The following is a 16020-nucleotide window of genomic DNA, read 5'->3' on the forward strand; positions in this document are numbered from 1 at the left end:
GGTCTTAGAGGGGGACAAGGTAGTATTACAGGGTCGCACGGAAGGGACTCCGCACTGCCATATGCCCCCTAGTAACACATAACAGTTGAGGGTCTGTTATATGGTTTGGACACAAGTGTATGATCCATTGGAAAAAATGCTGGGCTCTTCTGGTTACCTCTTGTCTGCCCTAGTGGCAGCCATCCCCCTGTACATTCTCTTTTACATGCTGGCAGTAAAGCGGGCTGCCGGGCACAAAGCCGCTTTCTGCGGCACGCTCGCAGCTGTTTTGCTGGCTATTGTTGCCTGGCACATGCCTGTGGGTCTGGCTGTCAACGCTACAGTCAAAGGCGCTGCCTTCGGTCTGTTCCCCATCGTCTGGATTATCATCACCGCCGTTTGGATTTACAATATGACGGTGGAATCCGGTGAATTTGAGATCATCAAAAATTCACTGGCCAGCATGACGGATGACCGCCGCCTGCAGGCGATTTTCATCGCCTTCGCCTTCGGTTCCTTCATTGAAGGCACCGCCGGTTTCGGCACCCCTGTGGCCATCACCGCCGCCATGCTGGTGGGTCTTGGCTTTAATCCGCTTTACGCTGCTGGTATCTGTCTTATCGCCAACACCGCGCCCGTTGCCTTTGGCGCTATCGGCGTGCCGATCCTTGTGGCCGGCGCGGCCTCCGGTCTGCCCAACGCCAACGGTGAAGCCGTGCACCACATCAGCCAGATCGTGGGCCGCCAGCTTCCTTTCCTGTCCATAATCGTGCCTTGCTGGGTTTCCGTCACCATGTGCGGTTTCAAGCGTTCCCTTGAGGTGCTGCCCGCCCTGGTGGTTGCTGGCGTGTGCTTTGCCGGTACCCAGTTCTGGACTTCTAACCACCTTGGACCTTACCTGCCGGACATTTTGTCCGCCATGGTGACCATTATTGGTCTTATCCTTCTGCTGCGCGTCTGGAAGCCCAAGAACATCTTCCACTTCCCCGACGAAAAAGTGTCGGAAGGTCCAGTTAAGTCCAACTATCCCGGTGGTCAAGTTATTCGCGCCTGGATGCCTTACATCATTCTTGCCGCTCTTGTTACCGTTTGGGGCCTGCCTGACTTCAAGGCCGCGATGAAGCCTTTTGAAGGCTGGGCGCTGAACATTCCGTGGCCCGGTTTGCATGGCGCCATCGAAAAAATGCCCCCGCTCGTCAAGGCGGCCTCGGTATATGCGGCTACGTATAGCTTCAACTTCATCACCTCGGGCGGCACGGCCATCTTCATTGCTGGCGTTATTTCCGCCTTTGTGATGCCCGGGTATAACATCGGCCGCGGTTTTGCGTGCTTTGTGCGCACCATATTCCAGCTGCGTTACCCCATCGCGACCATCGCCATGATTCTGGGCCTGGCCGAAATCATGAACGCCTCCGGCATGAGCGGTACGTTGGGTCTGGCCTTTACCATGACCGGCGCCCTGTACCCCTTCTTTGCTCCTCTGCTGGGCTGGTTGGGCGTGTTCCTGACCGGTTCGGACACTTCGTCCAACGCCCTGTTCGCCAACCTGCAGGCCACAACGGCCAACCAGGTGGGCGTGGACCCCTACCTGACCGTCGCCTCCAACTCTTCCGGCGGCGTTACGGGCAAGATGATTTCGCCCCAGTCCATCTCTGTGGCGACTTCGGCTACCGGTATGGTAGGCCAGGAAGGCAACCTCTTCCGCTTCACGGTCTTCCATTCTCTGGCCATGACCTTGGTTGTCTGCATTATCACCTTGCTTCAGGCGTACCCGCTTAAGTGGATGCTGCCGTAAACGTGGTTTACCTTCCGTAATGCGACGCCGCCCCGCAAGGGGCGGCGTTTTTGCGTTTTTGCGGCGTATGCAGGGATAGGGCCCCGCGTCAAAACCGGTCTCTCGCAAGGCCTTGCCGGGCAAGCATTTTGGCCAGTCTTGCCAGCCGGGCTTGCGTGCTTTATGGTGCGCTGCAATGCTTGGAGGAGTAAATGGATTCGCAGCAGGTCTCTTTTTCTACTATCATCAAATCGCTGGGCCTTGTGTTTGGCGATATCGGCACAAGCCCCATCTACACGCTGGCCGTCATATTTTTACTCACAGAACGCACGGAGGCCCATTTTATCGGCATTTTGTCGCTGATAATCTGGACCTTGCTGCTGCTTGTGACGGTGGGCTACGCGTGGCTCGCCATGAGCCTGAGCAAGGGCGGCGAGGGTGGAACCATTGTGCTGCTTTCCATTTTGCGGCCGCTGCTCAAATCGTCCAAAAAGCTCGGCGTTGCTTCGGTGCTGGCCTTTGTGGGCGTTTCGCTGCTCATCGGCGACGGGGTCATCACACCCGCCATTTCCATTCTCTCCGCCGTGGAAGGCCTGACCCTTGTGCCCGGACTGGAAGATACGTCCAAGGGCGTTATTGTGGGGCTGGCTCTGGCAATTACTGTAGTGCTGTTTGCCGTGCAGCGTAGGGGCAGCGGTGCTGTCTCCGTTGTTTTTGGACCTGTCATGGCCCTGTGGTTCGTGGTGCTGGCTTTTTCTGGCGGGGTCTCCATTGTGCAGACTCCGCAGGTGATCAAGGCCCTGAACCCCTGGTACGCCATTGATTTTATGATCCACAACGGTCTGGTGAGCTTTTTTGTGCTTTCAGAGGTCATACTGTGCGCAACCGGCGGCGAGGCTCTGTATGCGGATATGGGCCACATGGGGCGCAAGCCCATCATTGCCGCCTGGGGCATTGTGCTTTTGGCCCTGATTGCCAGCTACATGGGGCAGACTTCGTTTCTGATTCGCAACCCCGGCGCGGAAAACGTGCTGTTTGAAATGATCAACAGCCAGGCGCACTATCTCTACGTCCCCTTTCTTGCGCTCAGCCTGATGGCGACAGTCATTGCCTCTCAGGCGCTCATCAGCGGGCTGTTTTCTATCATGTATCAGAGCATGGCCACCCATATCATGCCGCTGTTTAAGGTCGATTACACCTCCAAGGAGCTGCATTCGCAGATCTACATCAATTCGGTGAACTGGGGCCTGTTTATCGCGGTGGTGCTTGTGATCTGCGGCTTTGGCGAATCGCACAAGCTGGCTGCCGCCTATGGTCTGGCGGTTACGGGCACTATGACCATCACCGGTATTTTTATGGTGTGGATATTCCACCTGCAGGGCAGAAACTTTAAAGCCGTGATTGCGGCCTTTGTCTGCGCTCTTGATTTTGTCTATCTGCTGGCGAACTTCTATAAGTTCCCGCACGGCGGCTACTGGTCCATACTTATTTCGCTTATCCCGCTTTCGGTTATCCTTGTGTACACGCAGGGGCAGAAGGCCGCCTACCAGCGCATGCGCCCCATGGGCAAAGAGCAGTTTTTAAAGAAATTTGCCGAAGAAAAAGCCCAGGGACACACCATACGGGGCACTGCTATCTTTTTTTTGCGCAATCTGGACAAGGTTTCGCCCTACATTGTCAAAACCATGTTCAGCAACGGCATCATTTATGAGCAAAACATCATGCTGTGCATGGCGCGTACCTATGAACCCACGGGCGTGATCTGGCGCTTTGCCGAAGACCCGGCGGAAGGTATCCGCGTTTTTGAAGTTTCCGCTGGCTATATGGAAGTTGTGGACATCGACCACATCATGTCCGAGGCGGGCATAAAGCCGCGAGTCATCTTTTACGGCGTGGAGGACATCCTCACCAGCTCCCCGCTGTGGCGTATTTACGCCCTGATCAAAAAGCTGGCCCCGTCGTTTGTGCAGTTTTACAAAATGCCGGTGCACGCCGTACACGGGGTCATCAGCAGAATTGACATGTAAGGCCGCCGCCGTGCTGGGCAAAAGGAGGCCCCGGGATGTACAATTACGCGCGCTTTGTCCGCCTGTTGCTGCTGTGCCTGACGGCTGGACTCTGGCTTGGGGGCTGTGCCCAGCAGCAACGGCAGCCTCTCTCGTTTGACGACCAGCAGGCGCTGGCTGCCAACAGGCAGTGCAGGGCCGAAGCCACGCAGATGAACAACGAGTGGCGCGGCGACACCAGTTATTTTCCCTGGCGATCCTATTACAATATGTGCATGCGGCGGTTTGAGATAAGCGATGAACAGATGCGCAGACTCCGGCTGCCGTAAACGGCCGCGCCGTGCACGGCGGCTGGCAAATTGCCCGACGAGGCATGACGCTATCGGCTAGCGGTCAACCGGGCGTCTCTGGCGGCGCTACAAGGCCTTTTTTAAATTTTACGGCTTCGTAGTAGTCGTTGCGGGAGATGACGCCGGGAAGGCCGTTTCTGCTCCAAATTTGCCAATGTCTTGAAACGGGCAGGTACTGCTGCGCATATAAAAAAAGGGTGACTTTTCAGTCACCCTTTTTTTGCATTCGCTGATTATTCGTCCCCGACTTTGAGCGCCGCCAAAAACGCTTCCTGCGGCAACTCGACGTTGCCCATGCGCTTCATGCGTTTTTTGCCTTCCTTCTGCTTTTCCAGCAGTTTGCGCTTACGGGTGATGTCGCCGCCGTAGCACTTGGCCGTGACGTCCTTGCGGAAGGCCGAGACGGTCTCGCGGGCGATGATCTTTTGCCCGATGGCCGCCTGAATGGCCACCTGGAACAGCTGGCGCGGGATGCTGCGCTTGAGCTTGAGCGCCAGCCCGCGCCCGTAGGTGTAGGCGCGGTCGCGGTGCACAATGACCGCCAGGGCGTCAACGGTTTCGCCGTTGAGCATGATGTCGAGCCGCACGAGATCGGAGGCGCGGTAGTCCAGCGGGTGGTAGTCCATGGAGGCGTAGCCGCGCGTGGCCGACTTGAGCCGGTCAAAAAAGTCGTAAACAATTTCCGCAAACGGCAGCTCATAGGTCACGACAACGCGGTTGGTTGCCAGATAGTGCAGGTTTTTTTGCGTGCCGCGCTTTTCTTCGCACAGTTTCATGACATTGCCCACGTAGTCGTTGGGCACGTGGATGTCCATGGTTACGTATGGCTCGTACAGCTCCCGTACCTTGGTGGGGTCTGGCAGGTGGCTGGGGTTGTCGATGTCCATGCTTTTGCCGTCGTTGGTGTCCACCTTGTAGACCACCGAAGGCGCGGTGGCGATGAGGCTGACCTCAAATTCGCGTTCCAGCCGCTCCTGAATGATCTCCATATGCAGCAGGCCCAAAAAGCCGCAGCGAAAGCCAAAACCCAGGGCCTGCGAGGTTTCCGGCTCAAATGAAAAGGCCGCGTCGTTGAGCTGCAGCTTTTCCAGAGCGGTTTTGAGGTTCTCGTACTCGTCGGATTCCGTGGGGTACAGACCGCAAAAAACCATGGGCTTCACTTCGGTAAAGCCGGGCACGGGCGATGAGGCCGGGTTGTCTGCAAGGGTGATGGTGTCGCCCACGCGGGCGTCGCCCAGATCCTTGATGGAGCCGCACATAAAGCCCACCTCGCCCGTATGCAGCGCGTCGACGTCTGTGGCCTCGGGCGAAAAAACGCCCAGCCGCAGCACTTCATATTCCTTGCCCGTGCTCATGAGACGCACGATCTCGTTAAGCTTGATGGCCCCGTCCATAACACGGAAAAGAATCACCACGCCCTGATAGCTGTCGTACCAGGAGTCGAAAATAAGCGCCTTGAGCGGAGCTTTTTCGTCGCCGTGGGGCGCTGGCAGGCGGTGCACAATGGCTTCTAGCACCGCGTCCACGCCCATGCCGGTTTTGGCGGAGACGGGCAAGGCTCCTGCGCAGTCGAGACCGATGCTTTCTTCAATCTCGGCCTTGACGCGGTCCACTTCGGCGCTGGGCAGGTCGATCTTGTTGAGCACGGGGACGATTTCGTGGTCATGGTCAAGAGCGAGATACACGTTGGCCAGTGTCTGCGCCTCGACGCCCTGCGTGGCGTCTACCACCAGCAGCGCGCCTTCGCAGGCTGCCAGAGAGCGCGAGACTTCATAGTTGAAGTCCACATGGCCGGGCGTATCGATGAGGTTAAGCTCGTACACCTGCCCGTTTTGTGCGGTGTAGGGAATGCGCACTGTCTGGGCCTTGATGGTGATGCCGCGCTCCCGTTCCAGATCCATTTTGTCTAGGTACTGCTGACGCGCCTCCCGCTTGCTGACAACCTGGGTCAGCTCAAGAATGCGGTCGGCCAGGGTGGATTTGCCATGGTCGATGTGGGCGATAATGCAAAAATTGCGGATATTTTCCTGCTTGGGCATGGTCATGTCCTGGAAAACCGGATGGGGTTGGCGGCTGTTTTCCGCGTTGAACCTGAATCAATATCCAAGATTCGCGCGGAAGTCTATTTGCTGTTGGGTGGAACCCGTGCAGCTACCTGTCGGTGGTAATGGGCAAGGAGCAGAGAAAAAACAGATCGAACGTAATTTTCTTTTTGCGTATTTCAGTATAGCTTGGATCTTTGGTAGAAACTTCTATTGATGATCTGTTGTCTTTACGTTGGTGAAAAACAGATGCCGGTGTGGATATGCTATTTGCTGGAATAAAAAATACAAGTAGTTTATTATTACTATCGCTAAGAACAATAAAGAGGTCTTGCAAAAATTTTTTATTGTCAGGCGTCATCCACCAAACAGATTTACCCCTGTTTACATTAGCAAAAACTGTATTTTTAGGCGTGATTGCTAGCTCCAGGGAATGGGTCATGAGAAAACTGACGGCCCATTTTCTGTCTACATTCCCGTTCATTGGAACCTCCGCAAGAAATAAGCAAAGCCGCAACAGCGCGGAAGCATTCCACGCGGCTGCGGCTCCACAAATCTGAAAATTGGTAGCTCAGCGAAGCTGGGCCAGCTGCAAACGCACAAGAGCGCGTTGCAGAGCGGCTTCAGCGCGGGTGATGTCCACCTTTTCGTCATGACTGGTAATGCGCTTTTCGGCGCGTTCCTTGGCAGCCATGGCACGGGCGGTGTCAATGCTGTCCGCCAGCTCTGCCGATTCGGCAAGCACGGTGAGCACATCGTTGTTCACATCGGCGAAACCGCCAGAGATGAAAACATGCTCATCCTTGCCGCCGGCGCGGTAGCGCAGGCCACCGATCTTCAGGGCGGAAAGCAGGGAAACGTGCTTGGGCAGCACGCCGAATTCGCCCTCAATGCCAGGGCAGACGGCCATTTCCACTTCGCCGCTTACCACGGTTTTGTCCGGCGTAACCACTTCAAGTTGCAGCGTGCCCATAGGTACTCCTTCGCTCCTGATATACGCAGATGGCCAGGTTTGGGTCGCGCCTGACCGGCGCGACCCATAACCTCAAAGCGTTGCGGTTAACGCCTTACTTTTCTTCCTGCAGCTTGCGCTGCTCGTACTTGGCAACGGCCTGTTCAATGCCGCCCAGCATGTAGAAGTCGCCTTCCGCCATGTGGTCGTATTCGCCGTCCAGGATGCCCTTGAAGCCCTTGATGGTGTCTTCAAGCTTCACATACTGGCCAGGGGTGCCGGTGAAGGTTTCGGCCACATGGAAGGGCTGCGAGAGGAAGCGCTGAATGCGGCGCGCGCGCGACACGGTCAGCTTGTCTTCGTCAGACAGTTCGTCCATACCGAGGATGGCGATGATGTCCTGCAGTTCTTTGTACTTCTGCAGCACCATCTGCACACGACGGGCCACCAGGTAGTGATCTTCGCCCACAACGTTGGGGTCGAGGATGCGCGAGGTGGAGTCGAGCGGGTCCACGGCGGGGTAAATGCCCAGTTCCGCGATCTGGCGGGAAAGCACGAGCGTGCCGTCCAAGTGCGAGAACGTGGTGGCCGGGGCCGGGTCGGTCAAGTCGTCGGCAGGGACGTAAACGGCCTGCACCGACGTGATCGAACCGTTGTTGGTCGAGGTGATGCGTTCCTGCAAGGCGCCAAGGTCAGTACCCAGGGTGGGCTGGTAACCCACGGCCGAGGGCATGCGGCCAAGCAGAGCGGACACTTCGGAACCAGCCTGCGTGAAACGGAAGATGTTGTCGATGAAGAGCAGCACGTCCTGGTGTTCTTCATCACGGAAGTATTCCGCGCAGGCAAGGGCCGTAAGGGCCACGCGGGCACGGGCTCCCGGAGGTTCGTTCATCTGGCCGTACACAAGTGTGGCGCGTTCCAGAACGCCCGCTTCCTTGAGCTCGTGGTACAAGTCGTTGCCTTCACGGGTGCGTTCGCCCACGCCCGCGAAAACCGACGAGCCGCCGTGCTGCTTGGCGATGTTGTTGATCATCTCCATCAGAATAACGGTCTTGCCCACGCCGGCGCCGCCGAAGAGGCCCATCTTGCCGCCCTTGGGGAAGGGAACAAGCAGGTCAACGACCTTGATGCCGGTTTCAAGCAGTTCCACCTTGGTGTTCAGGTCTGTAAAGGCCGGAGCAGGACGGTGGATGGGATAGTATTTTTCAGCGTTAACCGGACCCAGTTCGTCAACGGGGCGACCGATGACGTTCAGGATACGGCCAACAGCGGCCTTGCCAACGGGAACCATGATGGGGTTCCCGGTGTCGACCGCGTCCATGCCGCGGACGAGACCTTCGGTGGCGTCCATGGCGATGGTACGAACGACGTTGTCGCCCAGGTGCTGCGCAACCTCACAGATGAGGCTGGGAGCATCGCTATTGTTCGGGTTGGTTATCTCCAGGGCGGTGAAGATACTCGGCAGGTTGCCGTCGCTGAACTCTACGTCCACCACGGCGCCGATAACCTGAACGACTTTACCGATGTTTTTGCTCATGTTTGGCTCCTTAACCCTTCAGCGCTTCAGCGCCGCCGACGATGTCGATGAGGTCGCTGGTGATGGAAGCCTGCCGCGTCTTGTTATAGAGCCGCGTCAGCATGTTGATCATCTCGTTGCAGTTACGGGTGGCGTTGTCCATGGCGGCCATGCGGGCGGCGTGCTCGCTGGCCGAGGTGTCCAACATGCCACGGTAAACCTGCACTTTGACATAGCGGGGCAAAAGCTCCGCCAACAACTTTTCTTCCTGCGGCTCGTACACGTATTCACAGTGGGGCGTACCAGCTGTGTCGGCAACTTCTTCGGCTTCAGGCGTTTGCAACGGCAGAAGGCGAAGGGTGCGCGGGGGCTGGCTGCCCATGGATACAAACTCGCCGTAAATCAGCCACACTTCGTCGAATGCGAAGGTTTCGTAGCCGTGTATGACTTCCTGAGCCACTGAGCTGGCCAGAGGGAAGTCAATGCTACCCATGCGGTCGCCATAGGCGGTGAAGATCGTGTGACCGGCAGAACGAATGGCGTCGCGGCCCTTACGTCCTACACAGGCAAAGCTGATCTCCATTCCTGCCCCGGCCTTTTCCTTCGCCAGCCGCAGAGCGGTGGCGATGATATTGCCGTTAAAGCTGCCGCACAGGCCACGGTCTGATGTAACCAGCACGATGGCGCAGTGCTTCTTTTCCTCATGCTCTGCCAGCAGGGGGTGGGCGTTGCCCTCCACCTTGCTCGACAGTTCGGCGAGCACGTCGCGGTATTTGGCCGCGTACGGCCTGAAGCGCTCGATGCGGGCCTGGGCGCCGCGCAGTTTCGCCGAGGCCACCATGTTCATGGCCTTGGTGATCTGCTTGGTCTTACCGACCCCCACGATCTTCATTTTTACGTCTTTGAGTGAAGGCATGCTTATCTCCCGTATGGAGGGGGCCCCTAGGCCTTCCAGCCCTGCTTGAAGGCGGTAATGGCCTCGGTGAGCGCTTTTTCCACAGCCTCGTCAATGACTTTCTTATCTTTAATTGCGTCAAACACATCCTTACGCGTATCTCGCATAAAGGTGAGCATGTCGTCTTCAAACTTGCGGATGCTGTCCACCGGCACGTCATCCATGAAGCCACGGGTAGCGGCAAAGATGGAAGCCACCTGCTCATGCGAGGGCATGGGCTTGTACTGGGGCTGCTTGAGCAGTTCCACCAGACGTGCACCACGGTCAAGCTTGGCCTTGGTGGTTTTGTCCAGGTCAGAACCGAACTGGGCAAAAGCCGCAAGTTCACGGTACTGAGCAAGGTCGAGACGCATGGTGCCGGCGACCTGCTTCATGGCCTTGATCTGCGCGGCGCCACCCACGCGGGACACGGAAAGGCCCACGTTAATGGCCGGACGCACACCGGCGTTGAAGAGGTTGGGTTCCAAGTACACCTGACCGTCGGTGATGGAGATCACGTTGGTGGGGATGTACGCGGAAACGTCGCCTGCCTGGGTTTCAATGATGGGCAGAGCCGTCAAAGAACCGGCACCCAGGCTGTCGTTCACCTTCGCGGCGCGTTCAAGCAAACGCGAGTGGAGGTAGAACACGTCGCCGGGGAAAGCTTCACGTCCCGGGGGGCGACGGAGCAGCAGCGACATCTGGCGATAAGCCACGGCCTGCTTGGAAAGGTCGTCGTAAATGATGAGGGCGTGCTTGCCGTTGTTGCGGTAGTACTCGGCCATTGCGCAGCCGGTGTATGCCGCAATGTACTGCAAAGGCGCAGGATCGGACGCCGTGGCTGAAATGATGGTGGTGTATTCCAGTGCGCCGTAACGGCGCAAGGTGTCGGCCACCAGAGCCACGGAAGACTTCTTTTGGCCGATGGCCACGTAGAAGCAGTGAATGTCCGTTTCTTTCTGCGCCAGGATGGCGTCAAGGCAAACGGCGGTCTTACCAGTCTGGCGGTCGCCAATGATAAGTTCGCGCTGTCCGCGGCCGATAGGCGTCATGGCGTCGATGGCCTTAAGGCCAGTGGGCATGGGCTCATGCACGCTCTTACGCGCGATGATGCCGGGGGCCTTGATTTCCACCGGGCGCACTTGCGTGGTGTCGATGGGTCCAAGGCCGTCGATGGGCTCACCCAGAGGGTTGAGCACGCGCCCCATAACGCTGTCGCCCACGGGCACGGAGAAGATCTTGCCGGTACGCTTGACCGGGTCGCCTTCCTTGATGCCCACGTCCGAACCGAGCAGGGCCACGCCGACGTTGTCTTCTTCGAGGTTGAGCACCATACCCATGACGCCGCCGGGGAATTCCAGCAGTTCCATGGACATGGCGTTCTGCACCCCATAGACACGGGCGATACCGTCACCGACGTAGAGCACGGTGCCGGTTTCGCTCATTTCTACGCGCTGCTCGTAGTTTTGGATTTGATCCTCAATGATCTTGCTAATCTCTTCCGCTTTGATCTGCATGTGCTATTCACCCCTCTTGAATGTCTCCCGAAGGATTCCCAACTGCGCGCGCAGACTTGCGTCCAGCACCCGGTCACCCATTTTGAGCACCATACCCCCTAGTATGTCTTTGTCCACGGCAAAGGTCAGCTCGATATCGGTTCCCGCCTTCTTTTGGAGGGTATCCTTGAGCTTAGACTGTTTGTCTGCGGAAAGTTGTACTGCGGTTATACATTGGCCGCGGATAATACCCTTGGCCTCGTCCAGCAGTTTGCCGTACCACGCTGCGATTCCTTTCAGAAAGGCAAGCCTTTCTTTATCTGCCAGCAGAAAGCAGAAATTGCGCATGGTGGTGTCGGCCTTAAGCTTGCCCAGCAGTTTGTCGAGAACTGCCTTTTTTTCTTCCACGCCGATAACAGGGCTTTTCAGGGTAAGGTCAAGCCCAGGCGCAGTGGCAAGCAGCTTGCCAAGAGCTGCCAGGCATTCACCGTGCGAGCTCAGGGCTGCTTCCCCTTCCTTTTTGCCCAACGCGAATATTGCGTTGGCGTACCTGCGTGCAACCACGGTGTCGATCAATGGAGCACCACCTTGTTAAGGGAGTTGGCGATAAGCTTGTCGTGCTCGGCCGCGTTAAGCCTAGAGGCAAGGGCCTTCTCGGCGGCGTTCACGATTTCATCGGCAATGGAGGCGCGCACTTCAGCGAAGATGGCGCGGCCTTCATTTTCCGCCGTTAGGCGCGCCTGCTCCACAATCTGAGCGGCCTGGCGGTGAGCCTCTTCCACAATGCCCTGCTTGAGGGCTTCGGCCTGCTGGCGGCTTTCGGCCAAAATGGCCTCGCGCTCAACATTAAGGTTAGCAATGCGGGCTTCTACCGAAGCCAGCTGCTCCTTGGCCGTCTTGCGACGTTCGTCAAGATTGTCCAGGGCATTCTTGATGCCTTCGCGGCGGTTCTTAAAGAAACGCTTGGCCAGATCGCCGACGAAGTGCCAGAGGATGCCGGCAAAAATCACGAAGTTGAGCACGCGCCAGCCGAAGTCGCCCCAACGCGGCGCTGCATGTCCCTCAGAAGCCATGGCTCCTGCAGGAATGGCCACCAGCGCGGCAAAGGCAATAACGAGCGGCAGGATAAACCCCGCGTGTTTCCATCTGCTCAAAGCCCACCCCCTCTGTTCGATAATATGCCGATTCAAAACAGTTCCCAATGATGCCCGCAACGCGCAGCGCTGCGGAACGGCCCGCAAAGGCCTGAGTCAGCGCCGCTTGCTAGCTCTTGATCAGCCGGTCGGCAAGGCGGGAAGAAAATTCGCCCACCTGCTTGCGCAGCGCGTCAAGGGTTTCCGCAGCCTGTGCCTGCAGCGAGGCGCGGGTTTCAGCCAGAATGTTGCGGGCGCTCTGCTGTGCTTCGCCCACCAGCTTCTGCTGTTCTACCACGCCAGCGGCGCGGCCGTCCTCACGGTTGCTGCCTGCGTCCTGACGGGCGCGGGCCAGTTCAGCCTCATAGTTGGTGAGCCGTTCGCCAGCCTGATACTCGAAAGAGCCGGCTTCTTCGGCCATGTCATCCATGACGCCGTTGCGCTTTTTGATGATTTCGCGGATGGGGCGAATCAGGAGGATGTTAAGCACGTAAATAGCGATAAAGAAATTCGCCAGCTGAAAAAGCAGGGTGACATTTAAGTCCAGCATGCCGCATCCTCCATATGAATTGCGGATTGAAGGAGTTGAAAATACATAAAGCCCTTGCAACATAGCCCCTTGCCCCTGTTATGTCAAAGGGTATTGGTGACAAATTTCGCAAACTCCGCAATTTTTTTCCCGCGCGCGTTGTCACGGCTTTTGGGAGTCGAGGAAAATGCCGGCCTCGATGTTCGTCGGCGTGCACTGCATCGACCGCACAGGAAAAATGCGTTGGCGTTGGCTGTTTAAACAAACAAATAAAGAGCAGGGGCAACAATGGCGGCGCGTGAAGCAGCCAATTGTGTTGTAAGCTGCAATGCAATTACAGTGTTGCAGTGCTGGGGGCAGGGCAGAAGGGAATATGTGTTTGAGAAGAAAGACACAAAGCAATGCAAAATCTGATTTAACAGGTCTGCATTATTTCTGGTTTGCCAATCACACTATGATCGAATGGGCCGGGTCGTACCCGGCCTGGGCGAGCCACCGGGCGGCTTCTTCCGCCGCGCCGTGAGCCGTCAGGGCGTTGAGAATGCGGCAGCGGTCTGGCGGGGGCAGAGCGTCGCGCCCCCTGACGGGCACGCCCTGCACGGTGTTGCCGATCTTGCGCGGATCTATATCAACGTATGCCGCAGGCGCAACGCCCAGCCGCCACAGCGGGGCCAGGCGCTGGCGGGCTACCCGCCCCGCGCCGATTACCCATACGCGGGGATGAAAGGGATTGTTGCGCTCAAGCCAGCGGGCCAGCCAGACGGCCCGCAGGTTGTCGCAGGCCGCGCGTGCGTAGCGTTGGTCGGCACGGGTCGCACGGGTGGGGGTGTCGTTCCACACCAGCATCCGCTGCGGCAGTTTGTCCATTACCGCGCCGCTGTCGAGCCAGCGCAGCCATATTTCCCAGTCTTCGGCAAAGTTGCCGTGGCGGTACGCGCCCCATTGATCCACGCGCTGGCGGCGAAACATGACCGAAGGATGGCACACGGGCGTATCTCGAAAGCGGGCGCGGCTGATCTGCTCATGGCTCAAGAGGGAGTTCTGCCAGTCCACAAAGTGCGCAAAGCCGTACGCCGACTGCCGGTCGCCGCCAAAAGCCACGCAGGTGGCGGAAAGGTCAACGCGGGGATTGTCAAACAGGTGGGCCGTCTGCAGGGCCAGCCGCTGTGGATGCGCTGCATCGTCCGCGTCCATGCGCGCCATGTATGCGCCGCGAGCGGCGTCAAGCCCGGCGTTGAGCGCTGCCACAATGCCGCCGTGGGGCAGGTGCAGGGAGCGCAAGCGGTGGCCCAGAAGGCGCGCCGAGCCCCAGTGCCGCAAAACCTGCCGGGTGTCGTCAGTGGAGCCGTCGTCGACGACAACGACTTCAAAATCCGGCAGGGGAGCGCTGGCGGCGGGCTGCTGGTCGAGTAGGCTTTGCAGGGCCGCAGGCAGGGTGTCTGCCGCGTTGTATGCGGGCAAAACCACAGATACCAGCGGCAGGGCCGGGGACCCTTGGCTCGTGCTCACAGCTTCGACCATGCGCAATATTCAGGGCTGGCTGCGACCGCTGGCGGGGCAAGGGCAGCGGTGCCGGTCATGCCTGGTCCGCGTGCGCGCGCCACAGCTGGGCAATGCGGCGGCAGATGGCCGAAAGCGGCCGTGATGCGTCCACCACATGGTGGGCCGCCGCTTCGTACAATGCGCGGCGCTCGGCGAGCACCTGGTTGATTTCTTCCACAAGCCCCCGGCCCGTCAGCGAAGGCCGCTGGCTGCTGAGAGGGTTGCGTCCCAGACGCTCGGCCAGAACCTGCACCGGCGCGTCAAGAAAGACGACCATGCCGCGTTGGCGCATGAGCTGCCGGTTTGCCTCGGCCAGCACCATGCCGCCGCCGGTGGCTACCACGCAGCCGCCACGGTGGGCGTCGGCCACGTCGCGCAAGGCAGCGCTCTCGCGGGTGCGAAAGCCGGGCCAGCCCTCCTCGGCTACAATCTGGTCTACCGTGCGGCTCGCGCTGTCCAGCAGATGCTGGTCGGTATCGGCAAAAGGCAGATCAAGCTTTTTGGCCAGAGCCTTGCCGATGGTGGTCTTGCCCGAGGCTCGCGCGCCCACGAGAAAAAGAATGCTCATCCTGCCCCCAGAGAGGATCAGCGCCGCAATGCTAGCAGCGCTGCAACGCGGTTAAAGAATGCGTACGCCGTCCTCTTCGACCAGCACCGTGTATTCCCAGCGGATGCCGCCCCACTGCGGGTAGTACAGCCCCGGTTCGACAGTCACGACCATGCCGGTCTCAAGCGCGCCCTCGGCCCGCGGCGAAAGGCTGGGCGCTTCATGGGTTTCAAGCCCCACGCCGTGCCCCAGGCCGTGGGTAAATGCTTTGGCCACGCCCGCCTTGGCAAAAACATCGTGCGCCAGGGCGTAGACCATGCGCAGGGGCATGCCGGGGCGCATGCCCTCGATGGCGGCAGTTTGCGCCTGCCGGGTGAGGTCGAGCGCACGGCGAAAGGCGTCGGTGGGCGCATCGCCGACCCAGAATGTGCGGGTCTGATCGGAGCAGTAGCAGCCCACGCGGCAGCCCACGTCAACAAGCACCGGGCAGTTGTCGGTGACGGCGTCCGCGCCGGGTATTGCGTGGGGCAGGGCGGCGTTTTTGCCGACGGCCACAATGTTTGCAAAGGCAAGCTCGGATGCGCCGTTTTCACGAAAAAACTTCTCGATCAGCCAGCTGATGTCGGCCTCGGTGCGGCCCGGCTCCAGCTGCCCCTCGACCCACTTCATGAGCTTGTGGTTGAGGGCGAATGATTTTTCAAGGGCGGCTATTTCGCTGGGTTCCTTGATGCGGCGCAGGCGCTCCACCATGCCGTCGGCCGCTTCGCAATACAGGCCGGAGCCTGCGGCGGCAAGGGCGCGTGCAAAGGCCAGGCTGACGCCCTGCGACTCAAGGCCGATGCGGCTGCCGCAACGGCGCAGCAGGCCGTGCAGCTCGCGGGCCGCGCTGCCGCCGTAGATAAAAATACGTTCCCGGTCCCAGATGCGGGAGGCGGCGTCAAGATAGCGGGCATCCGTAGCCAGCCAGTCGTGCCCGTCGGCGGCGATGACGAGCCTGCCTGCGCTTTCGTTAAACTGCGGGTCGTGCAGCTCAAAGCCGGAGAGATAAAACCTGTTGGCGGCCTGGCTGATCAGCATGGCGTCAAGGCCGCGAACGCGCATGGCGCGGCGCAGCTTTTCACGACGGGAGGCAAAAATGTCTGTCATAAAAAAATCTCCTGAGCGCAGCATACCCGGCGCGGGCCCCAGTGAAAAGTTGAAAGTTGGCGATGTTGCGGGAG

General features: G+C 58.8%; 15 protein-coding genes. 3 read left to right on the top strand and 12 right to left on the bottom strand.

Translation table 11 applies throughout. The features are described 5' to 3' along the window. Positions 1-100: 100 nt before the first annotated feature. The 3 genes from DDIC_RS00355 to DDIC_RS00365 all read left to right on the top strand — a co-directional run bounded on the left by DDIC_RS00355 (position 101) and on the right by DDIC_RS00365 (position 4088). Complete coding sequence (locus DDIC_RS00355; RefSeq protein WP_136398600.1) at positions 101-1774, top strand: L-lactate permease; 1674 nt, start codon at positions 101-103, stop codon at positions 1772-1774. A gap of 191 nt (positions 1775-1965) precedes the next feature. Next, positions 1966-3780, top strand: coding sequence for a KUP/HAK/KT family potassium transporter (locus DDIC_RS00360; RefSeq protein ID WP_136398601.1), 1815 nt, complete (start codon positions 1966-1968; stop codon positions 3778-3780). A 35-nt stretch (positions 3781-3815) separates the two neighbouring features. Continuing rightward, positions 3816-4088 carry a hypothetical protein gene (locus DDIC_RS00365; RefSeq protein WP_136398602.1) on the top strand — a complete coding sequence of 91 codons (273 nt, stop codon included), beginning with the start codon at positions 3816-3818 and terminating at the stop codon, positions 4086-4088. A 254-nt stretch (positions 4089-4342) separates the two neighbouring features. Here the strand turns inward: DDIC_RS00365 and lepA are convergent, their stop codons facing one another. The 12 genes from lepA to DDIC_RS00425 form a co-directional block, all read right to left on the bottom strand. Continuing rightward, on the bottom strand, positions 4343-6148 hold the full coding sequence (lepA, locus tag DDIC_RS00370) for a translation elongation factor 4 (protein WP_136398603.1): 1806 nt from the start codon (positions 6146-6148) through the stop codon (positions 4343-4345). A gap of 112 nt (positions 6149-6260) precedes the next feature. Next, entirely contained in the window at positions 6261-6635 is a 375-nt protein-coding gene (locus tag DDIC_RS00375) for a hypothetical protein (protein WP_136398604.1), read from the bottom strand. A gap of 87 nt (positions 6636-6722) precedes the next feature. Then, entirely contained in the window at positions 6723-7124 is a 402-nt protein-coding gene (locus DDIC_RS00380; RefSeq protein WP_136398605.1) for a F0F1 ATP synthase subunit epsilon, read from the bottom strand. A gap of 94 nt (positions 7125-7218) precedes the next feature. Further along, positions 7219-8640: a F0F1 ATP synthase subunit beta gene (gene atpD / locus DDIC_RS00385; RefSeq protein WP_136398606.1), complete on the bottom strand. Its 1422-nt coding sequence runs from the start codon at positions 8638-8640 to the stop codon at positions 7219-7221. A gap of 10 nt (positions 8641-8650) precedes the next feature. Further along, a complete protein-coding gene (locus DDIC_RS00390; RefSeq protein WP_136398607.1) occupies positions 8651-9535 on the bottom strand; it encodes a F0F1 ATP synthase subunit gamma in 885 nt (294 codons plus the stop codon). Between the two features lie 26 nt (positions 9536-9561). Then, positions 9562-11070, bottom strand: coding sequence for a F0F1 ATP synthase subunit alpha (gene atpA / locus DDIC_RS00395; RefSeq protein ID WP_136398608.1), 1509 nt, complete (start codon positions 11068-11070; stop codon positions 9562-9564). Between the two features lie 3 nt (positions 11071-11073). After that, a complete protein-coding gene (gene atpH, locus DDIC_RS00400; protein WP_136398609.1) occupies positions 11074-11625 on the bottom strand; it encodes an ATP synthase F1 subunit delta in 552 nt (183 codons plus the stop codon). After that, positions 11622-12203, bottom strand: coding sequence for an ATP synthase F0 subunit B (locus DDIC_RS00405; RefSeq protein WP_136398610.1), 582 nt, complete (start codon positions 12201-12203; stop codon positions 11622-11624). Before DDIC_RS00405 ends, atpH begins: the two co-directional genes overlap by 4 nt. Positions 12204-12312: 109 nt before the next feature. After that, positions 12313-12732 carry an ATP synthase F0 subunit B gene (locus DDIC_RS00410; protein WP_136398611.1) on the bottom strand — a complete coding sequence of 140 codons (420 nt, stop codon included), beginning with the start codon at positions 12730-12732 and terminating at the stop codon, positions 12313-12315. 426 nt (positions 12733-13158) lie between these two features. Next, positions 13159-14220 carry a glycosyltransferase family 2 protein gene (locus DDIC_RS00415; RefSeq protein ID WP_247647505.1) on the bottom strand — a complete coding sequence of 354 codons (1062 nt, stop codon included), beginning with the start codon at positions 14218-14220 and terminating at the stop codon, positions 13159-13161. Between the two features lie 67 nt (positions 14221-14287). After that, positions 14288-14821, bottom strand: a complete 534-nt coding sequence (gene aroL, locus DDIC_RS00420; protein ID WP_136398613.1) for a shikimate kinase AroL — start codon at positions 14819-14821, stop codon at positions 14288-14290. 51 nt (positions 14822-14872) lie between these two features. Continuing rightward, positions 14873-15946: a M24 family metallopeptidase gene (locus tag DDIC_RS00425; RefSeq protein ID WP_136398614.1), complete on the bottom strand. Its 1074-nt coding sequence runs from the start codon at positions 15944-15946 to the stop codon at positions 14873-14875. Positions 15947-16020 lie beyond the last annotated feature (74 nt).

This window comes from Desulfovibrio desulfuricans (genome assembly GCF_004801255.1).
GTDB classification, from domain to species: domain Bacteria; phylum Desulfobacterota; class Desulfovibrionia; order Desulfovibrionales; family Desulfovibrionaceae; genus Desulfovibrio; species Desulfovibrio desulfuricans_C.